General features: G+C 68.5%; 23 protein-coding genes and 1 tRNA gene. 5 read left to right on the top strand and 19 right to left on the bottom strand.

Annotation, left to right across the window (positions count from 1 at the left end):
* The first annotated feature begins 26 nt into the window (after positions 1 to 26).
* A complete protein-coding gene (locus tag SM754_RS03265) occupies positions 27 to 623 on the top strand; it encodes a hypothetical protein (RefSeq protein WP_323674779.1) in 597 nt (198 codons plus the stop codon).
* Between the two features lie 22 nt (positions 624 to 645).
* Here SM754_RS03265 and SM754_RS03260 read toward each other — a convergent pair whose 3' ends face one another.
* The 10 genes from SM754_RS03260 to SM754_RS03215 form a co-directional block, all read right to left on the bottom strand.
* Entirely contained in the window at positions 646 to 1,407 is a 762-nt protein-coding gene (locus tag SM754_RS03260; RefSeq protein WP_323674778.1) for a histidine kinase, read from the bottom strand.
* Between the two features lie 171 nt (positions 1,408 to 1,578).
* Positions 1,579 to 2,124, bottom strand: coding sequence for a DUF8054 family protein (locus SM754_RS03255; protein WP_323674777.1), 546 nt, complete (start codon positions 2,122 to 2,124; stop codon positions 1,579 to 1,581).
* Complete coding sequence (locus SM754_RS03250) at positions 2,121 to 2,897, bottom strand: nucleotide-binding protein (RefSeq protein ID WP_323674776.1); 777 nt, start codon at positions 2,895 to 2,897, stop codon at positions 2,121 to 2,123. Before SM754_RS03250 ends, SM754_RS03255 begins: the two co-directional genes overlap by 4 nt.
* Before the next feature lie 295 nt (positions 2,898 to 3,192).
* Positions 3,193 to 4,035, bottom strand: coding sequence for an adenosylcobinamide amidohydrolase (locus tag SM754_RS03245; protein ID WP_323674775.1), 843 nt, complete (start codon positions 4,033 to 4,035; stop codon positions 3,193 to 3,195).
* Complete coding sequence (locus SM754_RS03240) at positions 4,032 to 5,102, bottom strand: aminotransferase class I/II-fold pyridoxal phosphate-dependent enzyme (RefSeq protein ID WP_323674774.1); 1,071 nt, start codon at positions 5,100 to 5,102, stop codon at positions 4,032 to 4,034. The genes SM754_RS03245 and SM754_RS03240 overlap by 4 nt, the downstream gene beginning before the upstream one ends.
* A 27-nt stretch (positions 5,103 to 5,129) precedes the next feature.
* A complete protein-coding gene (locus SM754_RS03235; RefSeq protein ID WP_323674773.1) occupies positions 5,130 to 6,188 on the bottom strand; it encodes a nicotinate-nucleotide--dimethylbenzimidazole phosphoribosyltransferase in 1,059 nt (352 codons plus the stop codon).
* Positions 6,185 to 6,787 (bottom strand): NTP transferase domain-containing protein, encoded by a 603-nt coding sequence (locus SM754_RS03230; RefSeq protein ID WP_323675245.1) that lies wholly within the window; start codon positions 6,785 to 6,787, stop codon positions 6,185 to 6,187. Before SM754_RS03230 ends, SM754_RS03235 begins: the two co-directional genes overlap by 4 nt.
* Positions 6,787 to 7,632, bottom strand: a complete 846-nt coding sequence (locus SM754_RS03225) for an adenosylcobinamide-GDP ribazoletransferase (RefSeq protein WP_323674772.1) — start codon at positions 7,630 to 7,632, stop codon at positions 6,787 to 6,789. The genes SM754_RS03230 and SM754_RS03225 overlap by 1 nt, the downstream gene beginning before the upstream one ends.
* Positions 7,629 to 8,564 (bottom strand): adenosylcobinamide-phosphate synthase CbiB, encoded by a 936-nt coding sequence (gene cbiB, locus SM754_RS03220; RefSeq protein ID WP_323674771.1) that lies wholly within the window; start codon positions 8,562 to 8,564, stop codon positions 7,629 to 7,631. Before cbiB ends, SM754_RS03225 begins: the two co-directional genes overlap by 4 nt.
* On the bottom strand, positions 8,561 to 9,271 hold the full coding sequence (locus SM754_RS03215; protein WP_323674770.1) for an HAD family hydrolase: 711 nt from the start codon (positions 9,269 to 9,271) through the stop codon (positions 8,561 to 8,563). The genes cbiB and SM754_RS03215 overlap by 4 nt, the downstream gene beginning before the upstream one ends.
* A 370-nt stretch (positions 9,272 to 9,641) precedes the next feature.
* Between SM754_RS03215 and SM754_RS03210 the strand changes: the two genes are divergently transcribed.
* Together SM754_RS03210 and ncsA are read left to right on the top strand one after the other, a co-directional pair.
* Complete coding sequence (locus SM754_RS03210; RefSeq protein WP_323674769.1) at positions 9,642 to 9,863, top strand: hypothetical protein; 222 nt, start codon at positions 9,642 to 9,644, stop codon at positions 9,861 to 9,863.
* A 179-nt stretch (positions 9,864 to 10,042) separates the two neighbouring features.
* Complete coding sequence (gene ncsA / locus SM754_RS03205) at positions 10,043 to 11,035, top strand: tRNA 2-thiolation protein NcsA (protein WP_323674768.1); 993 nt, start codon at positions 10,043 to 10,045, stop codon at positions 11,033 to 11,035.
* Positions 11,036 to 11,052: 17 nt separating this feature from the next.
* Here the strand turns inward: ncsA and SM754_RS03200 are convergent, their stop codons facing one another.
* The 5 genes from SM754_RS03200 to SM754_RS03180 all read right to left on the bottom strand — a co-directional run bounded on the left by SM754_RS03200 (position 11,053) and on the right by SM754_RS03180 (position 14,858).
* Complete coding sequence (locus SM754_RS03200; protein ID WP_323674767.1) at positions 11,053 to 11,334, bottom strand: hypothetical protein; 282 nt, start codon at positions 11,332 to 11,334, stop codon at positions 11,053 to 11,055.
* 38 nt (positions 11,335 to 11,372) lie between these two features.
* A complete protein-coding gene (locus tag SM754_RS03195) occupies positions 11,373 to 12,452 on the bottom strand; it encodes a hypothetical protein (RefSeq protein ID WP_323674766.1) in 1,080 nt (359 codons plus the stop codon).
* A gap of 174 nt (positions 12,453 to 12,626) precedes the next feature.
* Positions 12,627 to 13,838, bottom strand: coding sequence for a cell division protein FtsZ (gene ftsZ / locus SM754_RS03190; protein WP_323674765.1), 1,212 nt, complete (start codon positions 13,836 to 13,838; stop codon positions 12,627 to 12,629).
* A gap of 2 nt (positions 13,839 to 13,840) precedes the next feature.
* Complete coding sequence (cdrS, locus tag SM754_RS03185) at positions 13,841 to 14,014, bottom strand: transcriptional regulator CdrS (protein ID WP_323674764.1); 174 nt, start codon at positions 14,012 to 14,014, stop codon at positions 13,841 to 13,843.
* 232 nt (positions 14,015 to 14,246) lie between these two features.
* On the bottom strand, positions 14,247 to 14,858 hold the full coding sequence (locus SM754_RS03180) for a double zinc ribbon domain-containing protein (protein WP_323674763.1): 612 nt from the start codon (positions 14,856 to 14,858) through the stop codon (positions 14,247 to 14,249).
* Positions 14,859 to 15,035: 177 nt separating this feature from the next.
* On the opposite strand from SM754_RS03180, the gene SM754_RS03175 reads away from it, so the two are divergent.
* A tRNA-Tyr gene (locus tag SM754_RS03175) sits at positions 15,036 to 15,109 on the top strand.
* Positions 15,110 to 15,564: 455 nt separating this feature from the next.
* Here the strand turns inward: SM754_RS03175 and SM754_RS03170 are convergent.
* Positions 15,565 to 15,990: an ester cyclase gene (locus SM754_RS03170; RefSeq protein ID WP_323674762.1), complete on the bottom strand. Its 426-nt coding sequence runs from the start codon at positions 15,988 to 15,990 to the stop codon at positions 15,565 to 15,567.
* Positions 15,991 to 16,270: 280 nt separating this feature from the next.
* On the opposite strand from SM754_RS03170, the gene SM754_RS03165 reads away from it, so the two are divergent.
* Entirely contained in the window at positions 16,271 to 16,411 is a 141-nt protein-coding gene (locus SM754_RS03165; RefSeq protein WP_323674761.1) for a hypothetical protein, read from the top strand.
* A 38-nt stretch (positions 16,412 to 16,449) separates the two neighbouring features.
* Here SM754_RS03165 and SM754_RS03160 read toward each other — a convergent pair whose 3' ends face one another.
* From SM754_RS03160 to SM754_RS03150, 3 genes are all read right to left on the bottom strand, one after another.
* Positions 16,450 to 17,010, bottom strand: a complete 561-nt coding sequence (locus SM754_RS03160; RefSeq protein WP_323674760.1) for a hypothetical protein — start codon at positions 17,008 to 17,010, stop codon at positions 16,450 to 16,452.
* A gap of 1 nt (position 17,011) precedes the next feature.
* The gene (locus SM754_RS03155; protein ID WP_323674759.1) at positions 17,012 to 17,200 is read right to left on the bottom strand and encodes a hypothetical protein; all 189 of its coding nucleotides are present in this window, start codon (positions 17,198 to 17,200) and stop codon (positions 17,012 to 17,014) included.
* Positions 17,201 to 17,571: 371 nt separating this feature from the next.
* Positions 17,572 to 17,751 carry a DUF7987 family protein gene (locus SM754_RS03150; RefSeq protein WP_323674758.1) on the bottom strand — a complete coding sequence of 60 codons (180 nt, stop codon included), beginning with the start codon at positions 17,749 to 17,751 and terminating at the stop codon, positions 17,572 to 17,574.
* Between the last annotated feature and the right edge of the window lie 583 nt (positions 17,752 to 18,334).

Genomic DNA, 18,334 nt, shown 5'->3' with positions numbered 1-18,334 from the left:
GACCCGACGGCCGGGGTGGTCTCGCGGTGAGCGAGCCGATGGTCGCGCGGTCGGTGCCGCGGCGCGCGCGCCGCGTCGCGGACCGCACCCGGCGCGCGCTCGGCCTCGTCGGGTCGCGTCGCGACGGCCGGCTCGCGTTCGCCGGCGGCACGGTCGCGTACCTCCTCGCGTACGCGCTCGCGACCGGCGGCCTCTCGCTGGGACGGGCCGTCGGGTTCGACGTCGTCGTCGCGACCGACCCGCTCTCGAAGCTCCTCGCGCGAACCGGCCCGGTGAGCTTCGAACCCGTCGCCCTCGTCGACCTCGGGCTCGCGCGCGTCCTGCTCGCGCCCGGCGACCTCGTCCTCGGCGCGACGCTCGCCGCGCTCGTCGGCGCGAACCTCGCACTCACGTACCTCGCGGTCGTCCAACCGGCCGCGTGCGGTGTCGACGCCGGCGCGGGCGCGCTCGCCGCCGTCCCCGCGCTCCTCTCCGGGACCGCGTGCTGCGGGCCCGTCGTCCTGCTCGCCGTCGGCGTCACCGCGAGCGGCGCGCTCGTCTCCCTGTTCGCGTGGCTCCTCCCCTTCGGCGTCGTCTCGCTCCTCGCGAGTCTCGCGTACGTCGCCGGGAAAGTGGCCGTCTGAGTCCAACGCACCCCGGCCTCGTCTACGCCTGGTAGGTCCCGGTGACGTACGCCTCGATGCGTTCGACGCGCTCGCGGTCGAACGTCCAGAACCCCCGCCAGTGGCCGTCGTCGTCCTCGACGCAGACGAGCGCGGCGTGGTCGGCGTCCGAACCGCTCGGCGGGACGAACACGACGAACCAGACCGCGTCCAAGTCCGGGTGAGCCGAGTGCGCCGTCAGCGTACCGTCCGGCGTCCAGTCACCGACGCCGTAGACGTGCGTTTCGACGTCCGTCGCCGCGAGCGTCTCGTACACCGTCTTCGTCCCCTTCTCGTCGTCGATGCGCGAGAGCTGCTGGAACCCCGAGTGCAGGCGTCCCGCGCCCTCGCGGTACGCGAGCGCCTCGATGAACCGCGATATCTCGATGAGGAGGAACTTCTCCTTGCGCGTCGACGGATACCCGGTCGCGTGGAACGGGACGTCGGTGAGTTCCGCGATGACCGCCGGCGTCTCCACGTCCTCGATGTCCCTCGACCCCGTGATGTAGACGTCCGAGTTCACGAACAGGACGGCGTCCCCGACGTCGTCGAGTTCGGACGCGGCGACGCGCTCGCCGTCCTTCGTGAGCACCACGAGGTTCTCCGAGTCGACGTCCGAGGCAGCGGTCTCCACCGTGACGGTCTGGCGCTCGAAGAGGTCCTCGAACATGCCCGTGACGTGCTCGTACCCGGGGCCGGTCACGTTCACGACCGTGAGGGAGATCCTCGGAGCGTCCAGTTCGTCGACGAAGTCCGCCAGTTGCATTCGGTACGTACGACGACTCGGATTCACAAGTACCTTGCCGCCGGGTCACCGCCCGGTTCCGGGAGGGATGGTGCCAAGGCGTCCACCACTGCCGGTCCGCTGGCGGGAACAGCGAGGCCGCGGTTCGCTGGCGCGAGCAGCGATGGAGGGGCTCGCGGTCGGCTGGTGCGCTCAGGAGAGCTCGTCGACGAACCCCCACTCCTCGGCGCGGCGTTCGGCCTCGGCGCGTGCGTCCTCGCGGAGTTGCTCGACGCGCGCCTCGTCCGCGAGGAACGATTCGAGCGGGTCGTCGACCGCTTCGTTCCCGGGGTGGTCGGTGGGGGCGCGCTCGCGCACGGCGGTGGCGAGGTCGCGGTCGCCGGTGAGGACGCGCGAGGGTTCGCCGGGGGCGACCGCGAGCGCGTCCGCGCCGTCGGCGTCGTGCACGGTCGCGAGCGCGTCCGGGTCGACCGCGCGACGCTCGGCCTTCACGGGACCGGGGCCGGCGAGGTCGGCGAGCGCGTCCGCGCCACCGCGGCCGGTCCCGGTATGCGACGCGAGGACGGGGACGCCGTCGTTGACCGTGAGGACGCCCGCACCGTCGTCGCCAAGGAGGAGGGTCGCGCTCGGTTCGAGCACGAGGTAGCCCGTGAGGCGTTCGTCGAGGGCGGCACGGAGCGCGCGCTCGTGGTCGTCGAGGACGCGCGAGGCGACGACCTCGCCCTGCGGGAGTTTCATGGTCGGTCGGGGACGACCGCGCTCGCGAACCGGTCGGCGACCGCGGCCTCGTCGCCGTCGGCGGGGTCCAGCGCGTCGGCGGCCGTCCGGAACGCGTCCGCGGGCCGCGAATCGGGCGCGTGCTCGACGAGCGGTTCGCCGGCGGTGCGCGCCTCGCGGACGACGTCGGCGGCGGGGACGCTCGCGAGGACGGGCGCGTCGAAGTACCGTTCGGTCTGGTCGCGGACGGCGTCCACGTCGCCGGGGTCGTGCACGCGATTGTAGAGGACGCCCGCGGTCTCGGTGCCGTACGCTTGCGCGTACTCGTGGACCTTCAGGCCGTCGCTGAGCGCGGGGATCGTCGGTTGGAGGACGACGACGACGCGGTCGGCGAGGACGATGGGGAGGACCGCGGACTTCGAGCCGAGCGCGGCCGGGGAGTCGAGCAGGAGGACGTCGGCGTCGGCGGCGAGTTCGGCGACGACGGCCGCGAGCCGGTCGGGGTCGGCGGCCTCGAAGTCGCCGAGGTCGGTCCCGCAGGGGACGACGCGGAGCCCGAAGCGGTCGTAGGTGGCGTCGGCGACGGTGACGTCGGCGTCGTCGAGCAGGAGGTCGTGGAGCGTGACGGGGGCGTCCTCGAGGTCGGCGTGGAAGAGGAGGTTCGCGAGGCCGGTGTCGGCGTCGACGACGGTGACGTCGTAGCCGTCGTCGGCGAGCGCCATGCCGAGTGCGAGCGTGGCGGTCGTCTTCCCGGTGCCGCCCTTCCCGCTCGCGACGGCGATGGCTTCGACCATGGGTGTGCTCGCTCGCGGAGTTGCTAAGCGGTTTCGGTACGCGAAAGAAAGTCGGCCCCGCTCTCGGGGTCGACGGGGGAACGACCGACAAAGGGGGGAGAAGCCGGTCGCTCCGTCTCGAACGGACCGTGTGACACGTCGAGAGTCCACCCCTCGACTGGGCGGAACGACTACCCATGGGGAGGTATAGTTTATGGCCAGGACCTGATTATTCAACCAATGGTTATGGGCGTGTCCGAGACCGGTCGGTGATTCGACACTCGCCGCGACGGGCGAGACGCGAGCGTCGACGGCGTCACCCGTCGGGGCGGAACACGGTCGCTCGCGCGTCCGTGGTGACGCCGTATCGGGCGTCAGCGACCGATGCGGGCGGGTCGGCGTCGTCGTAGCGTGCGTCGAGCGCCGCGGTGACGGCGTCCCGGACGCACGCGCGAGCGGCGCCGCCGACGCGCGTCGCACTCCCCGAGAACGCCGCGCGCTCGCCGTCCGGGTCGCACGCGGCGACGACCGCGTCGCTCGTCGTCCCCGGTACGCCGACGCGGTCGAGGAGCGTCGTCGCGCGCGCCTCGGCGGCTATCGCGACGAGGTTCGCGAGCGCCCCCGGTGCGAGGTCGCGGGTCGTCCCGACGACGACGTTCACCGTCCCCGGCACGAACTCGCCGTCGGGCAGTCCGTCGTCGCGGTCGGGCTCGTCCCGCTCGCGGTCGCCGTCCACGTCGCCCTCGGTCGCGTCGACCACGTCGGGTGCGCGGAGCGCGTCGCGGTCGGTCGGGAGCGCCGCCGGGTTCGAGACGCCGGCGGTCGCGTACGCCTCCACGGGACCGAGGCGCGCGCCGCGAGCGTGTCGGGTCGCGACGCCCGTCAGGAGCACCGGTGCGTCCCCGCGCGCCGCGGCGGCGGCGCGCGCTTCCGGGACGCCGCGCTCGCGGAGCCGGTCGTCGACGAACGCCGACACGTCGTCGCAGCGCCAGTCCGCGGGAACGGTACAGGAGTACGCCGCGTCCGCCCGCGTCCGCCCGCCACGCCACCCCGTCGACAGCCACTCGGTGCCGGCGCGTTCGAGTTCGAGGACGTCCTCGCTCCGGGTCGCCGCGAAGAACGCGTCAGTCGCGGGTTCGGTGGGCCCGTCGTCGGTCACGCGTCGAGCACCTCGTCGAGCACCCGCAGGAGCTCGTCGTTCTCGTCGGGCGTGCGGACGGCGACGCGGACGTGCGCGTCGAGGCCGCGGAACGTCGTCGCGTCGCGGACGGCGACCCCGCGGTCCCGACAGCCCGCGACGACCGCCGCCGCGTCGCGCTCGGAATCGGTGACGTCGAGGAGGACGAACGGGGCGACGGCGTCGCGCTCGGTCGTCTCGCCGTACGCGCGGACGCCGGCGGGGAGCGCGTCGCAGATGCGAGCGCGCTCGGTGGCGACGCGCTCGCGGGTCGCGGCGACGAAGTCGTGGTCGCGCAGGCAGTGCGCGCCGACCGCGGCGGCGGGCGCCCCGAGGTTCCACGTGCGGCGCGCGGTCGCGAGCCGGTCGCGGTCCCGGCCGGTGGCGACCGCGAACCCCGCGCGGACGCCGGGGAGCCCGAACAGTTTCGTGAGCGAGCGCACGGCGACGACGCCGGGTTCGCCCGCGAGCGACGGCTCGTCCGCGAACCCGAGGAACGCCTCGTCGACGACGAGCGTCGTCCCCGCGTCCCGACAGCGCGCGGCGAGCGCGCACAGCGCGTCGTGGTCGTAGGCGTCCCCGGTCGGGTTGTTCGGGTTGCACGCGACGACCATGCGAGCGTCGTCGAGTTCGTCGTCGTCGAGGGCGACGACCGCGTCGTGCGCGACGCGGTCCGGGCTGGCACCCTGGAGGGAGATCTCGCGGGCGTACTCGCCGAACGACGGCGCCGGCACGAGGACGCGGTCGCCGGGGTCGAGCGTCGTCGCGAACGTCAACCGGAGCGCGGCGAGTCCGCCCGGCGTCGGCACGACGTGCTCGCGGTCGACCGGGCGCTCGGTCGCACGAGAGACGTACGCGGCGGCGGCGTCCCGGAACGCCGGGTACGCGTCGTCGGGGTACCGGGTCGCGTCGGCGAGCGCGCGCTCGTAGGCCGCGCGGACGCCGTCGGGGCGCTCCGGGTTGACGTTCGCGGAGAACTCGAGGACGTCCCGGTCGCGCGTCCCGCCGTGGGGGACGCGCTCGGTCGCGTCGACGGCGTCAGGGAGCACGCGCAGTCACCTCCGGTCCGGGAGCGGTCACGCGTCCTCCGTGGTGGACTCGCCGCCGGTCGCCTCGTCGACGCCGGCGTCGACGAGTCGGTCGTAGAGCTCGCCGGCGCGTTCCCGGACCGCCGCGAGGTCACCGGTCGCGTTCGCGAGCGCGACCGCCCCACCCATCCCGACGCCCTCCTTCGCCTCGCCGCCGACGTACCCGCCGAAGCCGACGTGCCCGCGGTCGAACTGCGGGTCGGTCACGGTCGGCTCGCAGTCGAACCGTCGCGCGGTCTCGCGGAACGAGACCACCTCGCCGGCAGCCTCGCCCCCGACGTCGCGGTCGGTCCCCGCGACGTAGCTCGTCGTCGCGACGTCGAGCGGCCCGGTGGCGCCGTCGTGCCGGGCGAGCGCGGCGACCGCGAGCTGCTGGGTGCCGCCCGCGAGCGTCACCCGCTTCCCGGCGGCGAGCGCGCCCGTCGCGACGCCCGCGAGCGTCGCGAGCACCGGGTCGCCCATCCGCCGCACCGCTCGCCGCGGGTCTTTCTCGCAGTCGCCGACGTCGAGCCCGCTCGCCGCGAGGCCCTCGGCGACGACCTCGCGCTTCCGCTCGATGGGGTTCGTCGGGAGCGACGACGACACCGCGCCGTCCTCGCCGAGCGCTCGCAGCACGCCGAGCGCCGTCGTCGTCCCTCCGGGAATCGTCTCGGCGAGCACGAGGTGGTCGTCCGGGAGCGACCGCCCGAGCGCTCGCGCCGCCGTGAACGCACCGGGCGCGGTCGGCACCGGGTCCGCCTCCCGGACGTCCTCGCCGGGGCGCGCCCCGACCGAGACGGTCGGCGCGCCCGTCGGCTCCGCGAGCCCCGCGTCGACGACGGTCACGTCGAACCCGACGACCTCGTGCGCGGCGCGCGTCACCAGCGCGGGCGTCGGCGTCCCCGTCGGCGACACCGGCACCGACGGTGCGCGAACGACGTCGCCGTACACGAGGACCTCCGCGTCCGCCCCCGGCGTGTACGCCATCGCCTCCGCGTCCGCGCCAGCGGCACTCAACCCGTCGATGCGTGCCGTCTCGGTCGACCCGGCGGCGAGCACGACCCTCATCGGTCGCCCTCCGCGGTCCCGTCCCCGACCCACACGGGCCCGTCACGGGGCGCGAGCGCGGCGGCGAGGTCGGCGTCTTCGAGTCGGTTCACGTTCACGGCCAGTCGAGCGTCGTAGCTTGTGTGCATGGTATCTCCTCCGGTGCCGACGATATTCAGGCCCGTCGGTGCGAGGCCGTCGACGGCGGTGTCGACGCTCGCACCCAGGCGCTCCTTGAGCGCGACGGGCACGCAGACCGACAGCGAGCCCGCCGGGTCGCTCGCGCGGTCTCGAGCGGCGAGCGCGCGGTCGACGTGCTCGGGCGCGAGCAGCGGCAGGTCCGCGGCGACCGTCACCGCGGGTCGGCCGACCGCGTCGAGCGCGACGTCGAGGTCCGCGACGTACCCGTCGCCGGGCGTGTCCACGACCGCGACGTCGGCGTGCGCGGCGAGATGCTCGCGCGTCCGCCGCGTCGCGGGCGACACGGCGGCGTACGCGCAGTCGACGCCGTCGGCAGCGTCGAGCGCGTCGACGACGCGGTCGACCATCGCTCGCCCCGCGACCGCGAACAGCGGTTTCTCGACGTCGACGTCGAGTCGCGAGCCGACGCCGCCGCACATCACGAGAGCGTCCACGCTAGCACCCCCACGTGGAGTCCCGCGACGCGCGCGACCTCCGTCGCCGCGCCGAAGACGTCGCCGTTCGGACCGCCGAGCCGCCGCCGAGCCCACGTGCCGACGACGGCGGTCCCCGCGAGCGCGCCGGCGAACGCACCCGCTGCGGCCATCGGAACGGCGGCGGTCGAACCACTGACCAGGGCCGCCTCCGCGACTACCGGAACGGCGAGTACGACCAAGAGCGGCCACGCCACTGCGGGGACGGCGAGTGCGACCGCGACTGCGAGCGTCCCGACGCCCGCGTCCTCGGTGATGGCGCTCCCGAGCCCGTCGTGCGGTGCCGTCCCGAGCGCGGCGAGCGCGGCGAGCCCGGTCCGCGCGCCGACCTCGGCGGCGAGCGCGACCGCGAACGCGACGAGCGGGCTCGTTCCGACGAGCGCGACCGCCCCCAGGGCGAGCGCGACGACGACGAGCGCGACCGCGGCGAGCGCGCCGACGCCCGTCGTCGTGTCCGCGAGCACCTCGCGTCGCCGGCCGGCGTCCCCGTGGACGACCATCGCGTCACCGCAGTCCGCGACGCCGTCGAGGTTGTTGACGCCGACGAGCGCGTACACCGCGAGGACGTACGCCACGGCGACCGTCGCGGCCGGCAGTCCATCGGCGAGCGCGAGCGCCAGTGCGGGGACCGCGCCGGCGAGTGCGCCGACGACGTACCCCGGGACGACCGCGGCGGCCGGGTACGTCGTGAACGCCGTCCACGCCGCCTCGCTCCGGCCGACCGGGACGCGCGTCAGGAACCCGAGCGCGCCGGCGACCGCCCGACGTCCGGTGGCGACGACGCCCGTCACGGCAGCGCGAGCACCTCCGCCGGCGTCGGGACGGCGAGTGCGAGCGCGGCCGCGGTGGCGACGGCGAGCCAGCCGGCGCGGTCGACGACCGCGAGCGCGCGCTCCGCGACCGGCGTCGGCGGGAGCGGCGCATCGGGGTTGAGGACGTACACGCCGGACTTCTCCAGGCGGACGTCGACCGCCGCGGCGAGCACTCCCATCGGCCAGCCCGAGTTCGGCGACGGCACGCCCGCGAGCCACTCGCGGGCCGCGAGGACCGACCGCGGGCGACCGCCCGCGAACGCGAGCAAGCCCGCTGACGCACGTGCGGGAATCCACATCACGAGGTCGTCAAGGCGCGCGCTCGCGGTGCCGTGGCGCTTGCCGGGGTAGCCGAGCATCGAGTCGAGGGTGTTCACGGCCTTCACCCACGCCGCCGCCCCCGCTCCGGCGGCGATACCGAACGGCAGCGCGACCGCGAACGCACCCAGGGGGGCGACGAGGCCGTCGGCGAGGTTCTCGGCGGCGGACTCCACGGCCGCGGACCGCATCTGTGCCGGCGAGAGCCCGCCCGCGTCCCGGCCCGCGAGTCCGAGGAGGTCCTCGCGCGCCCTCGCGAGGTCGCGGTCGGTCGCCGCGACGACGTCGCGAGCGAGCGCGAGGAGCATCCGGCGGCTCGTCGTCGCGAACACCGCCAGAACGGCGGCGGCGACGGACAGCCACGGGTGAACGTACCCGACCGCGAGCACGACACCCGCGACCGCGGCCGCGGCGGCGAGCGGGAGGCCGACCGCGACCGCGGCGCCCACGACGGCCGGATTCGACCAGTCGCGGTCCGCGAGCGCGACGATGCGACCGAACCACGCGACCGGATGCAGCCGGTTCGGTGGTTCGCCGACCGCTGCATCCAGTCCGACCGCCGCGACCACGACGAGCGCGCCGAGCGCACTCACCGCGACCCCCTCCCCGCGTCCTCGCCCGCCCCCGCTCTCTCCCCCGGGTCGTCTCCAGCCTCCGATTCCTCGACGTCGACGGCCGTCGACGCCGCGAGCGACCCGACGACGTCCGCGAGCTCCGCGGTCGCGACCCGTCGGACGTCGACGAAGTGCCCGCCGAGGCGCTCAACGCCGGCGTCCGCGTCCGAGTCGCCGACGTGCACGAGCGCACGCGGCTCGCACTCGACCGCGTCCGCGGCGCGCTCGAAGATCCGCGCGTCGGGTTTCCGCCAGCCGCACGCGGCGCTCGCGACGACCGCGTCGAACGCGTCCCGCATGTCCGCGCGAACGAGCGTCGTCCGGACGAGCCCGGGGACCGCGCAGTTCGAGCACACCGCGACCGGCCCGTGCTCGCTGGCCGCCGCGACCGCGTCGCGCGCACCACGCCGGACCGTCACGTCCGGGTCGAACGCGGCGACGACCGCGCGCCGCGGCGCGTTCCCCGGCGCCGCCACGCCGCGGCTCGCGAGCGCCCGCGCGACGTGCGCCGGCAACGGAACCTCCGCACCCTCGGGCGCGTCCACGTGCACCTCGCGGTACGCCTCCCCCCAGTCCTCTGGAACGTCGACGTCGCGAGCGCGGAGCTCGCGCGCCACCGCCGCCGCCGGGTCGTCGGATCTGGTGACGTCCACGAGCGTCCCGAACAGGTCGAACGATACTGCCACTGTGTTTGACTCAGCGAAAACAGACTTGAAGATGACGAAAGTACGGACTCCACGAGCGTACGGCGGCCTCCAGGCCGCCGTTTCTCTGCGGCCTGCACCAGCATACGGCGGCCTCCAGGCCGTCGTTTCCCGCGTCTGACTCCACGAGCGTACGGCGGCCTGCACCAGCATACGGCGGCCTCCAGGCCGTCGTTTCCCGCGTCTGACTCCACGAGCGTACGGCGCCTCCATGGTTCCGGTTCTCTTCGGTTGGTGGGCGTGGGTCGTGCTTCGTGGTGCGTTCCGGGGCCGTGGTATCGAACCGAGGATGAGCGGGCGGTCGTGTTCCGCGCACGAAGTGATTTCCCGTTTGGCTCCCCTTGGCGAAGGTATGTCGACGACGGTTGCGACTCCCGACCAGGAGGAGCGGTGTGCGTACTGCGAGTCGCGAATCTTCGACCACGACCCGGTCTGCGTTCGCGATTGCGAGGACGATTGCGGGTCGCCCGTGTACTTCTGTAACTACGCGTGTCTCTCGGTGTACATCGACGAGAACGACCTCACGACGGGGGATGCGTGCGAGTGGGACCCGGCGGACGACGACTGCTGCTAGTTCGCGGTCCCGGGTGAACTGCGGGCGGACTCGCCGTCTCCGATTCCGGCCCTGCCAGTCGGGCATCGTCCCGTGGGGTGTTCGATGCCGTCCGTTGCCTGGCGGGCATCGAGCGAGGACGCTCGGGGCGTGGCGTGGAGCGAAACCCGTTTCCGGGCGCGAGAGCAACGGGAGAGCGAATGGAGTGTTCGAAGTGCGAGCGGGATGCGGTGATGCACGCGGCGTACTCCGGCGCGCACCTGTGCGATGCGCACTTCGCGGAGTCCGTGGAGCGACGCGTTCGGCGGCGTGTTCGCGAGGACAACCTCGTGCCGCGGGACGCGACGCCGGAGGACCCGGAGACGTGGGTAGTCGGGCTCTCGGGTGGGAAGGACTCGGTCGCGCTCACGCAGATCCTCCACGAGACGTTCGAGGCGGACCCGCGTATCGAGCTGGTTGCGCTCACAATCCACGAGGGCATCGAGGGGTATCGCGACGAGAGCGTGGACGCGTGCCTGGAACTCACCGACGACCTGGACGTCCGGCACGAGGTCGTGTCGTACAGCGAGGAGTTCGGCGTGGAGATGGACGACGTCGTCGAGGACGACCCCGAGGGCATGGCGCCGTGCGCGTACTGCGGGGTGTTCCGTCGAGACCTCTTGGAGTCGTACGCCGACGAGTTCGGCGCGGACAAGCTCCTGACGGGGCACAATCTCGACGACGAAGCCCAGACCGCGCTCATGAACTTCCTCGAGGGTGACGTCGCGCAGATCGCGAAGCACTTCGACGCGAGCCTCGGGCCGTTCGACGACGACGACGCGCCGAGTCGCGAGGACCAAGAGCACTTCGTGCCGCGCGCGAAACCGCTCCGTGACGTCCCCGAGAAGGAGGTCGCGCTCTACTGTCACCTCCGGGACCTGCCCGCGCACATCACGGAGTGCCCGCACGCCAGCGAAGCGTACCGCGGCGAGATACAGCAGGTACTGCACGGGCTCGAGGAGAACCATCCCGGGACCAGGCACAGCATCCTCGCGGGCTACGAGGAACTCGCGGGGATCGTCGCGAGCGAGTACCACTCCGACGCCGAGGACTCGCGGGACGAGGCGGACCTCGGCGAGTGCGAGCGCTGCGGGAGCACCACGACGCGGGACGTCTGCCGGAAGTGCCAGTTACTGGACGCGCTCGACGCCTGAGCGCCGTCGGTCGGAGGTCAGACGACGAAGTACGCCGCCAGTCCCGCGAGTGCGACGCCGACGCCCGTGAACACGCCGACGTCCGCGTACGTGGGGTCGACCGCATCGCGCGAATCGAGGACGACGGCGACACCCGTGACCGCGACGCCCGACATGAACCCCGCCGGCCCCAGCCACGCGTGCGGACCGCCACCGCCGCCGTGCGCGGCCACTCGACCCGACGACGCCGCCAGTGCCAGCACCGCGACCACGAGCAGGCGCACCGACCGCACTCGACGCGTCGAACCGTGTCGACGCATCGACCGCACTCGACGTATCACGGCACCACCTCGACGCATCACGACACCTCCGCTGCGGTCGACGCCGTCCGCCCGTCGACGACGACGCTCGCGAACAGCACGCCGGCGAGCGCCGCGAGCACCACCGCACCGACGACGACGTGGATCGACCAGTTGAACATGCCCTCGTAGACGTGCGAATGATCGATACCGACCGTGAGGTCGACCACCGTGAAGTACGTCGTCGTGAACGCCGCCGGGAGCCCCGCCGCGAACGCAGTGAACGACCGCGAACGCAGCGCACGAACGACGCCGACGCGACGCGCGTGCACCGCGAACACGTCCGCGAGGACGCCCGCGACCACCGCCGGAACAACCAGCCACACGAACCCCTCCGCCTGCGCGACGGCGAACGCCGACAGCCCGAACGCCACCGTGAACGCGCCCGGGACGAGTTCGAACCGGCGGAGCGTCGCCACGGTCGCGCCGACGTACACGAGCGGCCACGCGACCAGCATCGTCACCACCGACCGCATCGAGTGGTACTCGTAGTGCGGGTACGGCCGGACGAGCGGGTTCACGAACCCGCCGAACATCGAGAGGATGGCGAGCACGAGCGTCATCGACACCACGACCGGGACCGCCGCCAACGCGGTATCCGCGTCGTCGCCTCGTCGTGCCGCCGCCCGCAGCGGCGACGCCAGGAACAGCACCGACCCGACCGCGAGCGTCAGGTGACTCGGACTCACGAGCGCCTCGAAGCTCTCCTCGAACCCGAACGCCGAATGCCAGACGAAGTCGCCGACGCCCCCGAACCCGAACACGAGCACGCCGACAATCCCCCAGCGGTACCCCGGCGGCACCGCCGTCACCCAGTCCATGCCGCGTCGTCGACGGAGTATCGTCCCCGCGAACAACGTCACCGCGACCACGAGGAACGCCGAGTAGAAGAACACGTGCTCCGCGGTGAGAAAACCCTCCTCCGCGAACGAGATGCCGTTCGCGTGCGACCGGAAGTCCGCAGCGATCCCCGCAACCGTCAACAGCGAGAACACCGCGACCACCGCGTCGAACGTCCGACTCGACACCGGCAACCCGACCTCGTCCGTCGCGTCACTCGAGACCGTCGTCGAACCCATACCGACCAATCCATCCGCGGACACGTATAAATTACAGACTCTTTGCAGACCCAGCAAAAACCGACCCCCGACCGTCTCCAGCCGTCGCTCTCCCACGAGAACGCAAGGACGAAGAGTCCGAACGACCGCCGACGGCACCGACCGACCGAACGGTCGGTCGACGCAACCCCGGAGTCAGCGGATGACGTCCAGACCGTTGTTCCGCTCGACCTCGCTCCGCCCACCGTCGCTCTGCGCGCCGGACTGTCCGCCGAACGACCCGTCACCGCTCACGTTCTGGCTCGCATCGAACTCCGCCTCCTGCCCGCCACCGACACCGTCGACGCCGTCGATGGCCTGCCGAGACTTGTTCGCTTGCTTCTGCGTGCTCGGACCGAGCACCTGCGCGGACTGCACGCCAGTCATGATCGCCATGACGCGGACCTTGCCCTTGTAGTTCTCCTGGATGCGCGCGCCCCAGATGACGTTCGCGCTCGCCTCCAAGCGCTCCGTGATGTTGTCCGCGATACCCTCCGCCTCTTTCAGCGTCAGGTCCGGCCCACCCGTGATGTGGACGAGCCCACCGCTCGCACCGCGGTAATCCACGTCCAACAGCGGATGGTTCATCGCGTCGTTCACCACCTCGCGCGTCTTGTTCTTGTCCTGGGTCTCACCGACGAGCATCACGGCCACACCGCCCTGATTCATGATGCTCGTCATGTCCGCGTAGTCCAGGTTGATGAGCGACGGCTGCGTGATCGTCTCCGAAATCCCCTTCACGGTCTCCGCGATGATCTGGTCCATCACGGAGAACGCCTTCCCGATCGGGAGGTTCGGGACGTAATCCAGCAGTCGATTGTTGTCGAGGACGATGATGGAGTCCGCTTCCTCGCGGAGCTTCTCCAGGCCTTCCTCGGCCTTCACCGTCCGCGCTCGCTCCACGTTGAACGGCGTCGACACCATGCCGACGACGATCGCACCCTGCTCCTTCGCGATCTTCGAGACCACGGGTGCCGCACCAGTGCCGGTGCCGCCACCCATGCCAGCGGTCACGAACACGAGGTCGGCCTCACCGAGGACCTCCTTGATCGTGCCCTGCGCCATCTCCGTGGCGCGCTCGCCCATCGACGGGTCGCCACCGGCACCCAGTCCGTTCGTGAGGGACTTCCCCACGAGGATCTTGGTGTCGGCCTCGATCATCTTCAGGTGCTGTTTGTCCGTGTTGATCGCTATCGTCTCCGCGCCTTCGACACCGATGTTGTACAGGCGGTTGACGGTGTTGTTGCCGGCGCCGCCAGCGCCGACGATGACGATGCGTGGATCGCCGAAGTCGCCTCCGTCGATCTTCTGTTGTTTCTTCTTCTCCTCTTCCTCGTTTTCGAGGGCGTCTTGGACTATGTCCTGCATCGTCACACCTTTGCCCAGCTTCGGCTGCCTTTCTCGGCGCGGTCGCCTTGTTCGTTTAACATTTCACGGACGGCGGAGCGAATCGCTTCCGACCGGTTCGGAAACTCGCCGGTCTCCACCATCTGTTCGACCTCCTCGATCTGCTGTTTCGGAATGCGCAGTGTCACACGCTCCATGGTTCGTAGTTTCCCCTTTGGGTAAGACGGCACGCGTGAGAGTCACACGCAATTTGTCTTACACGGCCAAACCCACGTAGGGCGGTCCGTTTGTCACCACCGGACGAGGCCTGTAAGACGACCGTCTTACGCGACTGTATGCACTGTGTCATACGTAATAAAACTATCGCCGACATATCTCGGACAGCTCGTAGAGCAGCCACACAGCCGCCCTACACAGCGTTTACGCCGTTTACCCCGAATCGAGGACGTCGGCCGCCGGCGTCCGACGTCCGCACCCCGGACAGAACGCCCAATCCGACCGCACCTCGTCGCCGCACTCGCAGAACGCCCGACGCGACGCCTTCTCACCGCAGTTCGGACAGTACACGTGCTCCCCATCCAACGCCTCCCCACACTGCGAACACGACCCCTCGTCACCCGATGGCGACTCCACGGACGCGTCCTCGTTCCCAGCGGAGTCCGCCGTCCCGTCAGACACCGCTTCTTCTGACACCGCTCCTTCGTCAGACACCGCCCCCTCGACCGCAACGGTCACGTTCACGTCCTGCGGCTGCGAACGAACACCGAACCCTCGATCGGCGAGTACCGCATCGACACGCCCGCGAACCACCTCGTCCACCCGCTCACGAACGAGCGCGTCCAACGTCTCCGAATCCGCAGCCTCGACGGACCCACCATCAGCATCCTCGATGACCTCACCGTCCGCGAGCCGCCCGTCCCCCACCGTCCCGTCGTCGAGGTACGCGCGTAACGCCTCACGAACGACCTGGCTCTTCGAGGCGTCCATCGCCTCCAGCTCCGCGACCAGGTCGTCGTCCGCACGAACGGTAATCTTACTCATCTAACACCAGGCACAACACAATCATCGTATTTCAACCTTCCTCACCGTCAGACGCCCGTCACACCCGCCTCCACCGCCCCACGACGACCACCAGCCCCCAGCGGTAATCGCCCCCCGGAGGCACCACGAAAGAAAACCCTTATATCTACCCACGGACCAAGCAGTGAATGCGTTCGCCCGCCCTTAGCTCAGACTGGTAGAGCAGTCGACTGTAGATCGACTTGCCCCCCGTTCAAATCGGGGAGGGCGGACCTTCTCTCCCGTCGAAGTATGGCCGACAGCCATCCAGCCGCCGTCTTGCGATTTCGAGCGTTTCGCGACGGCCGAAAATCGTGAGTGGAACACGATTCAAGTCGGGGGTCCGTGCCATCCGGCGAATCCCATAGCTGAAACGGGGGTGAGAGCATGACTCCCTGCTGTCCGCACTGTGGCGGGAGGATGCTCGCGACGACGACCCGCGGCGGCATCCCGCGCCGCGAGTGCGAGAACGGGCCGCACCCGATAGATGAGAGCGATGCCTGAAGTGCTCGACTTCGAGCGCGACAAGGGTGGTGACTCCTGAGAGCGCGCGCGACCGCGAGACGTACATCGTCGAGCGGACTGAGGCGGCCTCGACGAAGCCATTAGTCCCTTCGTTGCCAGATCGTTACAGTGCTTCACTCCGGATGGTCGTCGAGTGACGAGGGGTGTGCCGCGTCGCTGCGGGTCACCCCTCGGCGACGCCGAGTTGTGCAAGCAGCGCCTGCATATTCACGACGTCGTGTTGTTCCTGCAACTTCCCGTCCGCGACGCGCGTCTTTGTCGCGCCGACCAGCTCGAACTGCTCACCGGTCGGCGGAACGTCCATGAATTCGCCCTCGTGGGTCCCGGTGAAACCCACCGTCGCCATCGCCTCGTTGCCCTCTACGAAGACGTCGCCGGGTTCGGCATGAAAGTCGGGGAATCCGCCGGTCATCCGCTCTATGACCTCTTTGGTAGCTTCCCGACCTTGAACCTCGCCGTCCGGGGCGGCGGGGGTCCTCCAAACGAAGTCGTCGGTGATGACCTCCGGGAGCCGGTCGTAGTCCTGTTCGTTTACGATCTCCGCGAATGCTTGAATGAGCTGTTCCGTGTCCACTTCGGTGGCTGACATGGGTGAACCCTCCTTTGTCGTGACACGCTCCGTGATGCAGGACGTTCCGAACTCGCTCTCTCATCTCTCGGCCACTCTACAACGGAACGTCAGATGGAACATCAACGTGTGAGGTGTTAACTCTTGACACAGCATTCAGAGCATAGATAGATTCTCTGGACTCAGCACGACACACCTATGGTACCGAGACGATTTCAGCAGGGCCGAGATAGCGAATCGTAGCGTTTCAGTTCTTCTTGCGGGCACTCGCCACGCTTCCGTCCGTGGTGTTGTCGGCTGGATGTTGTTCGCGGCGACGCTCGCGGTGACGGACGGCGCGGCGCTCTCAAAGCGCCTGCTCGCCGCGCTCGGGAAGCGCATCGGCGCGAAGCCCGCGACCGTCACCGCCTACGACGACGCGACCGACGACCATTTCGAGTAACGTTAGGTACTCATCGAATTCCCGCTAAGAGTCTAAGTTCAACTTCCCGGAGACGACTTGCGGGTAACACTTTCCTCAGCAAGGCTCAGACCAAATTTAAACCCACCCCCAATCATGACGTTCGAGAATCCTGCAATCGCCAAGGCAAAGTCGACGCTCCCCGCTGTGGATGCCTGAAGGAGGGCAAATTGAAGATCAAAAAGTTCGGCGCTGATAGATAGCAGAATCATCATCATTCCAGCTAATGCAGCGACACCACCGATGCGCAGCACGTTCCCTGAGATAACTCGCCCTTCTTCACAAACCCGAGCAAACCAGTAGCGTTCTGCTGAGACGGGACGTTCGCGCTCATCATCTGCCAAATACCAAGCGAGATTCCCTCTTTCAGGATGACCGATTCGCTTCTGATGTATTCGACCTTCCTCCTCAAGATCTTCTAATCGATTACGGACTGCATCCTCCTTCAAGTCGACTCGCTCGTCATTACTAACTTCAGTCGTACCAACGAAACCAGCCTTACTCTCCCGAATGACATTGAGTATCCTCTCATCAGTAATTCTACCCTCCTTCTTTTCGTTCAGATACTCTCTGACCCCCATGTTATTTCTCTAAAATCGTTGCCACCATCCCGACTGCCAGTACAGCCCCAAGCAGGATCATGAACAGGCCGAATGTACTGAGATTGTAGAGCACTGAGCTGGATTCAACCGCCGAGCCCATCAATATGAGTATGAACCCGCTCACGACGAACGCGATGATACCTTCCACTCCTTCGACGATATTACTCATTGATGCCGCCGTTCGATGCGCCAATCATCTTAGTTTGCTTGTACATTGCATCTGTTGGCAGGAGTTGGAGGGTAATATAAGGGTTTGACCGTTCATAATATCGGGCCTCAAACGCTGTACTGTATGCTCTGACGTTTCAGGCCGATTTGAAACTAGTACAGAATCGGCCTAGGTCGATTGCCAAATCTACCTAGCCCGATTCGGGAGACAGCGGAGGGAAACTGGTTTACGACACGCTGGGGTCCCGATCCACGCAAGACCAGCTATCTGTGGGTTCAGATGTCCGGGAATGACCGTAGAGTCGGACATATCGGAGAGTGAGAAGTGGTAGATACAGAACGAGGACCCATCGTTCCGAAGTTTGAGTAGACTCAATCTCCCGCTTGGTTGTCGAGGTAGTTGTTTATCATCATCGGTGAAATAATTCCGACGAACATGATAAGTGCCATTCTCACCTCGTCCGGAAGTTCAGTGAGATAGAACGTAGCTGCGTGGAGAGCCAGTGCCAGAGTCACGAAAACTCCGATTATTTTGTTCTCTCGTGAGACCATACTCCGTCTTGAATTTGATTCTACAAGTAATGTGGGTGGTTCTCTATCTTGTAAGACAGCGAGCGTGATATACTCGCAACTGTACTTATCAGGTGTTTCATCAAGATGTCCGGGAAACCACCGAGAGTCGGACATATACAATCGGGAGAAGTCTCAGGTGAGGTAGGATGGCACAGTGGCGACGCTTCTGCGATTTCGCCGCCTACTCCCATGAGGGACTTGAGAAGTTCGGCTCTGTTGAATCCTCGATACCTGTCAAATACCCAGTGATTCACGTAGGTTTTCTAGGTCACTGGAATATTAGTTGTGTATCGAACTAGTCCCTCAGATTATAATAATCAGGCGTCCTATTGTGTCGTATGGACTGGGCCTTTAGAATTCGAAAAGACGTCCCGTCTTGGGTAATGAAACTCGTACTGGTTGGTGCTATCTTGCTTATCGCCGGATTGCAGTACTTCAATATTATATAGATGGACGTGGATTTCTACGTTCGGCAATGCTGGGTAGCAGGTGTGCCTAACAGGTGTTTCGTCAACACGGCGTCCGAGACTCCACCGAAAGTTGGACAGAATCGGCCCTGTCT

It is taken from the genome of Halorubellus amylolyticus, assembly GCF_034808145.1.
Lineage (GTDB): Archaea > Halobacteriota > Halobacteria > Halobacteriales > Natrialbaceae > Halorubellus.
This window is presented reverse-complemented; position numbering and strand designations above follow the sequence as displayed.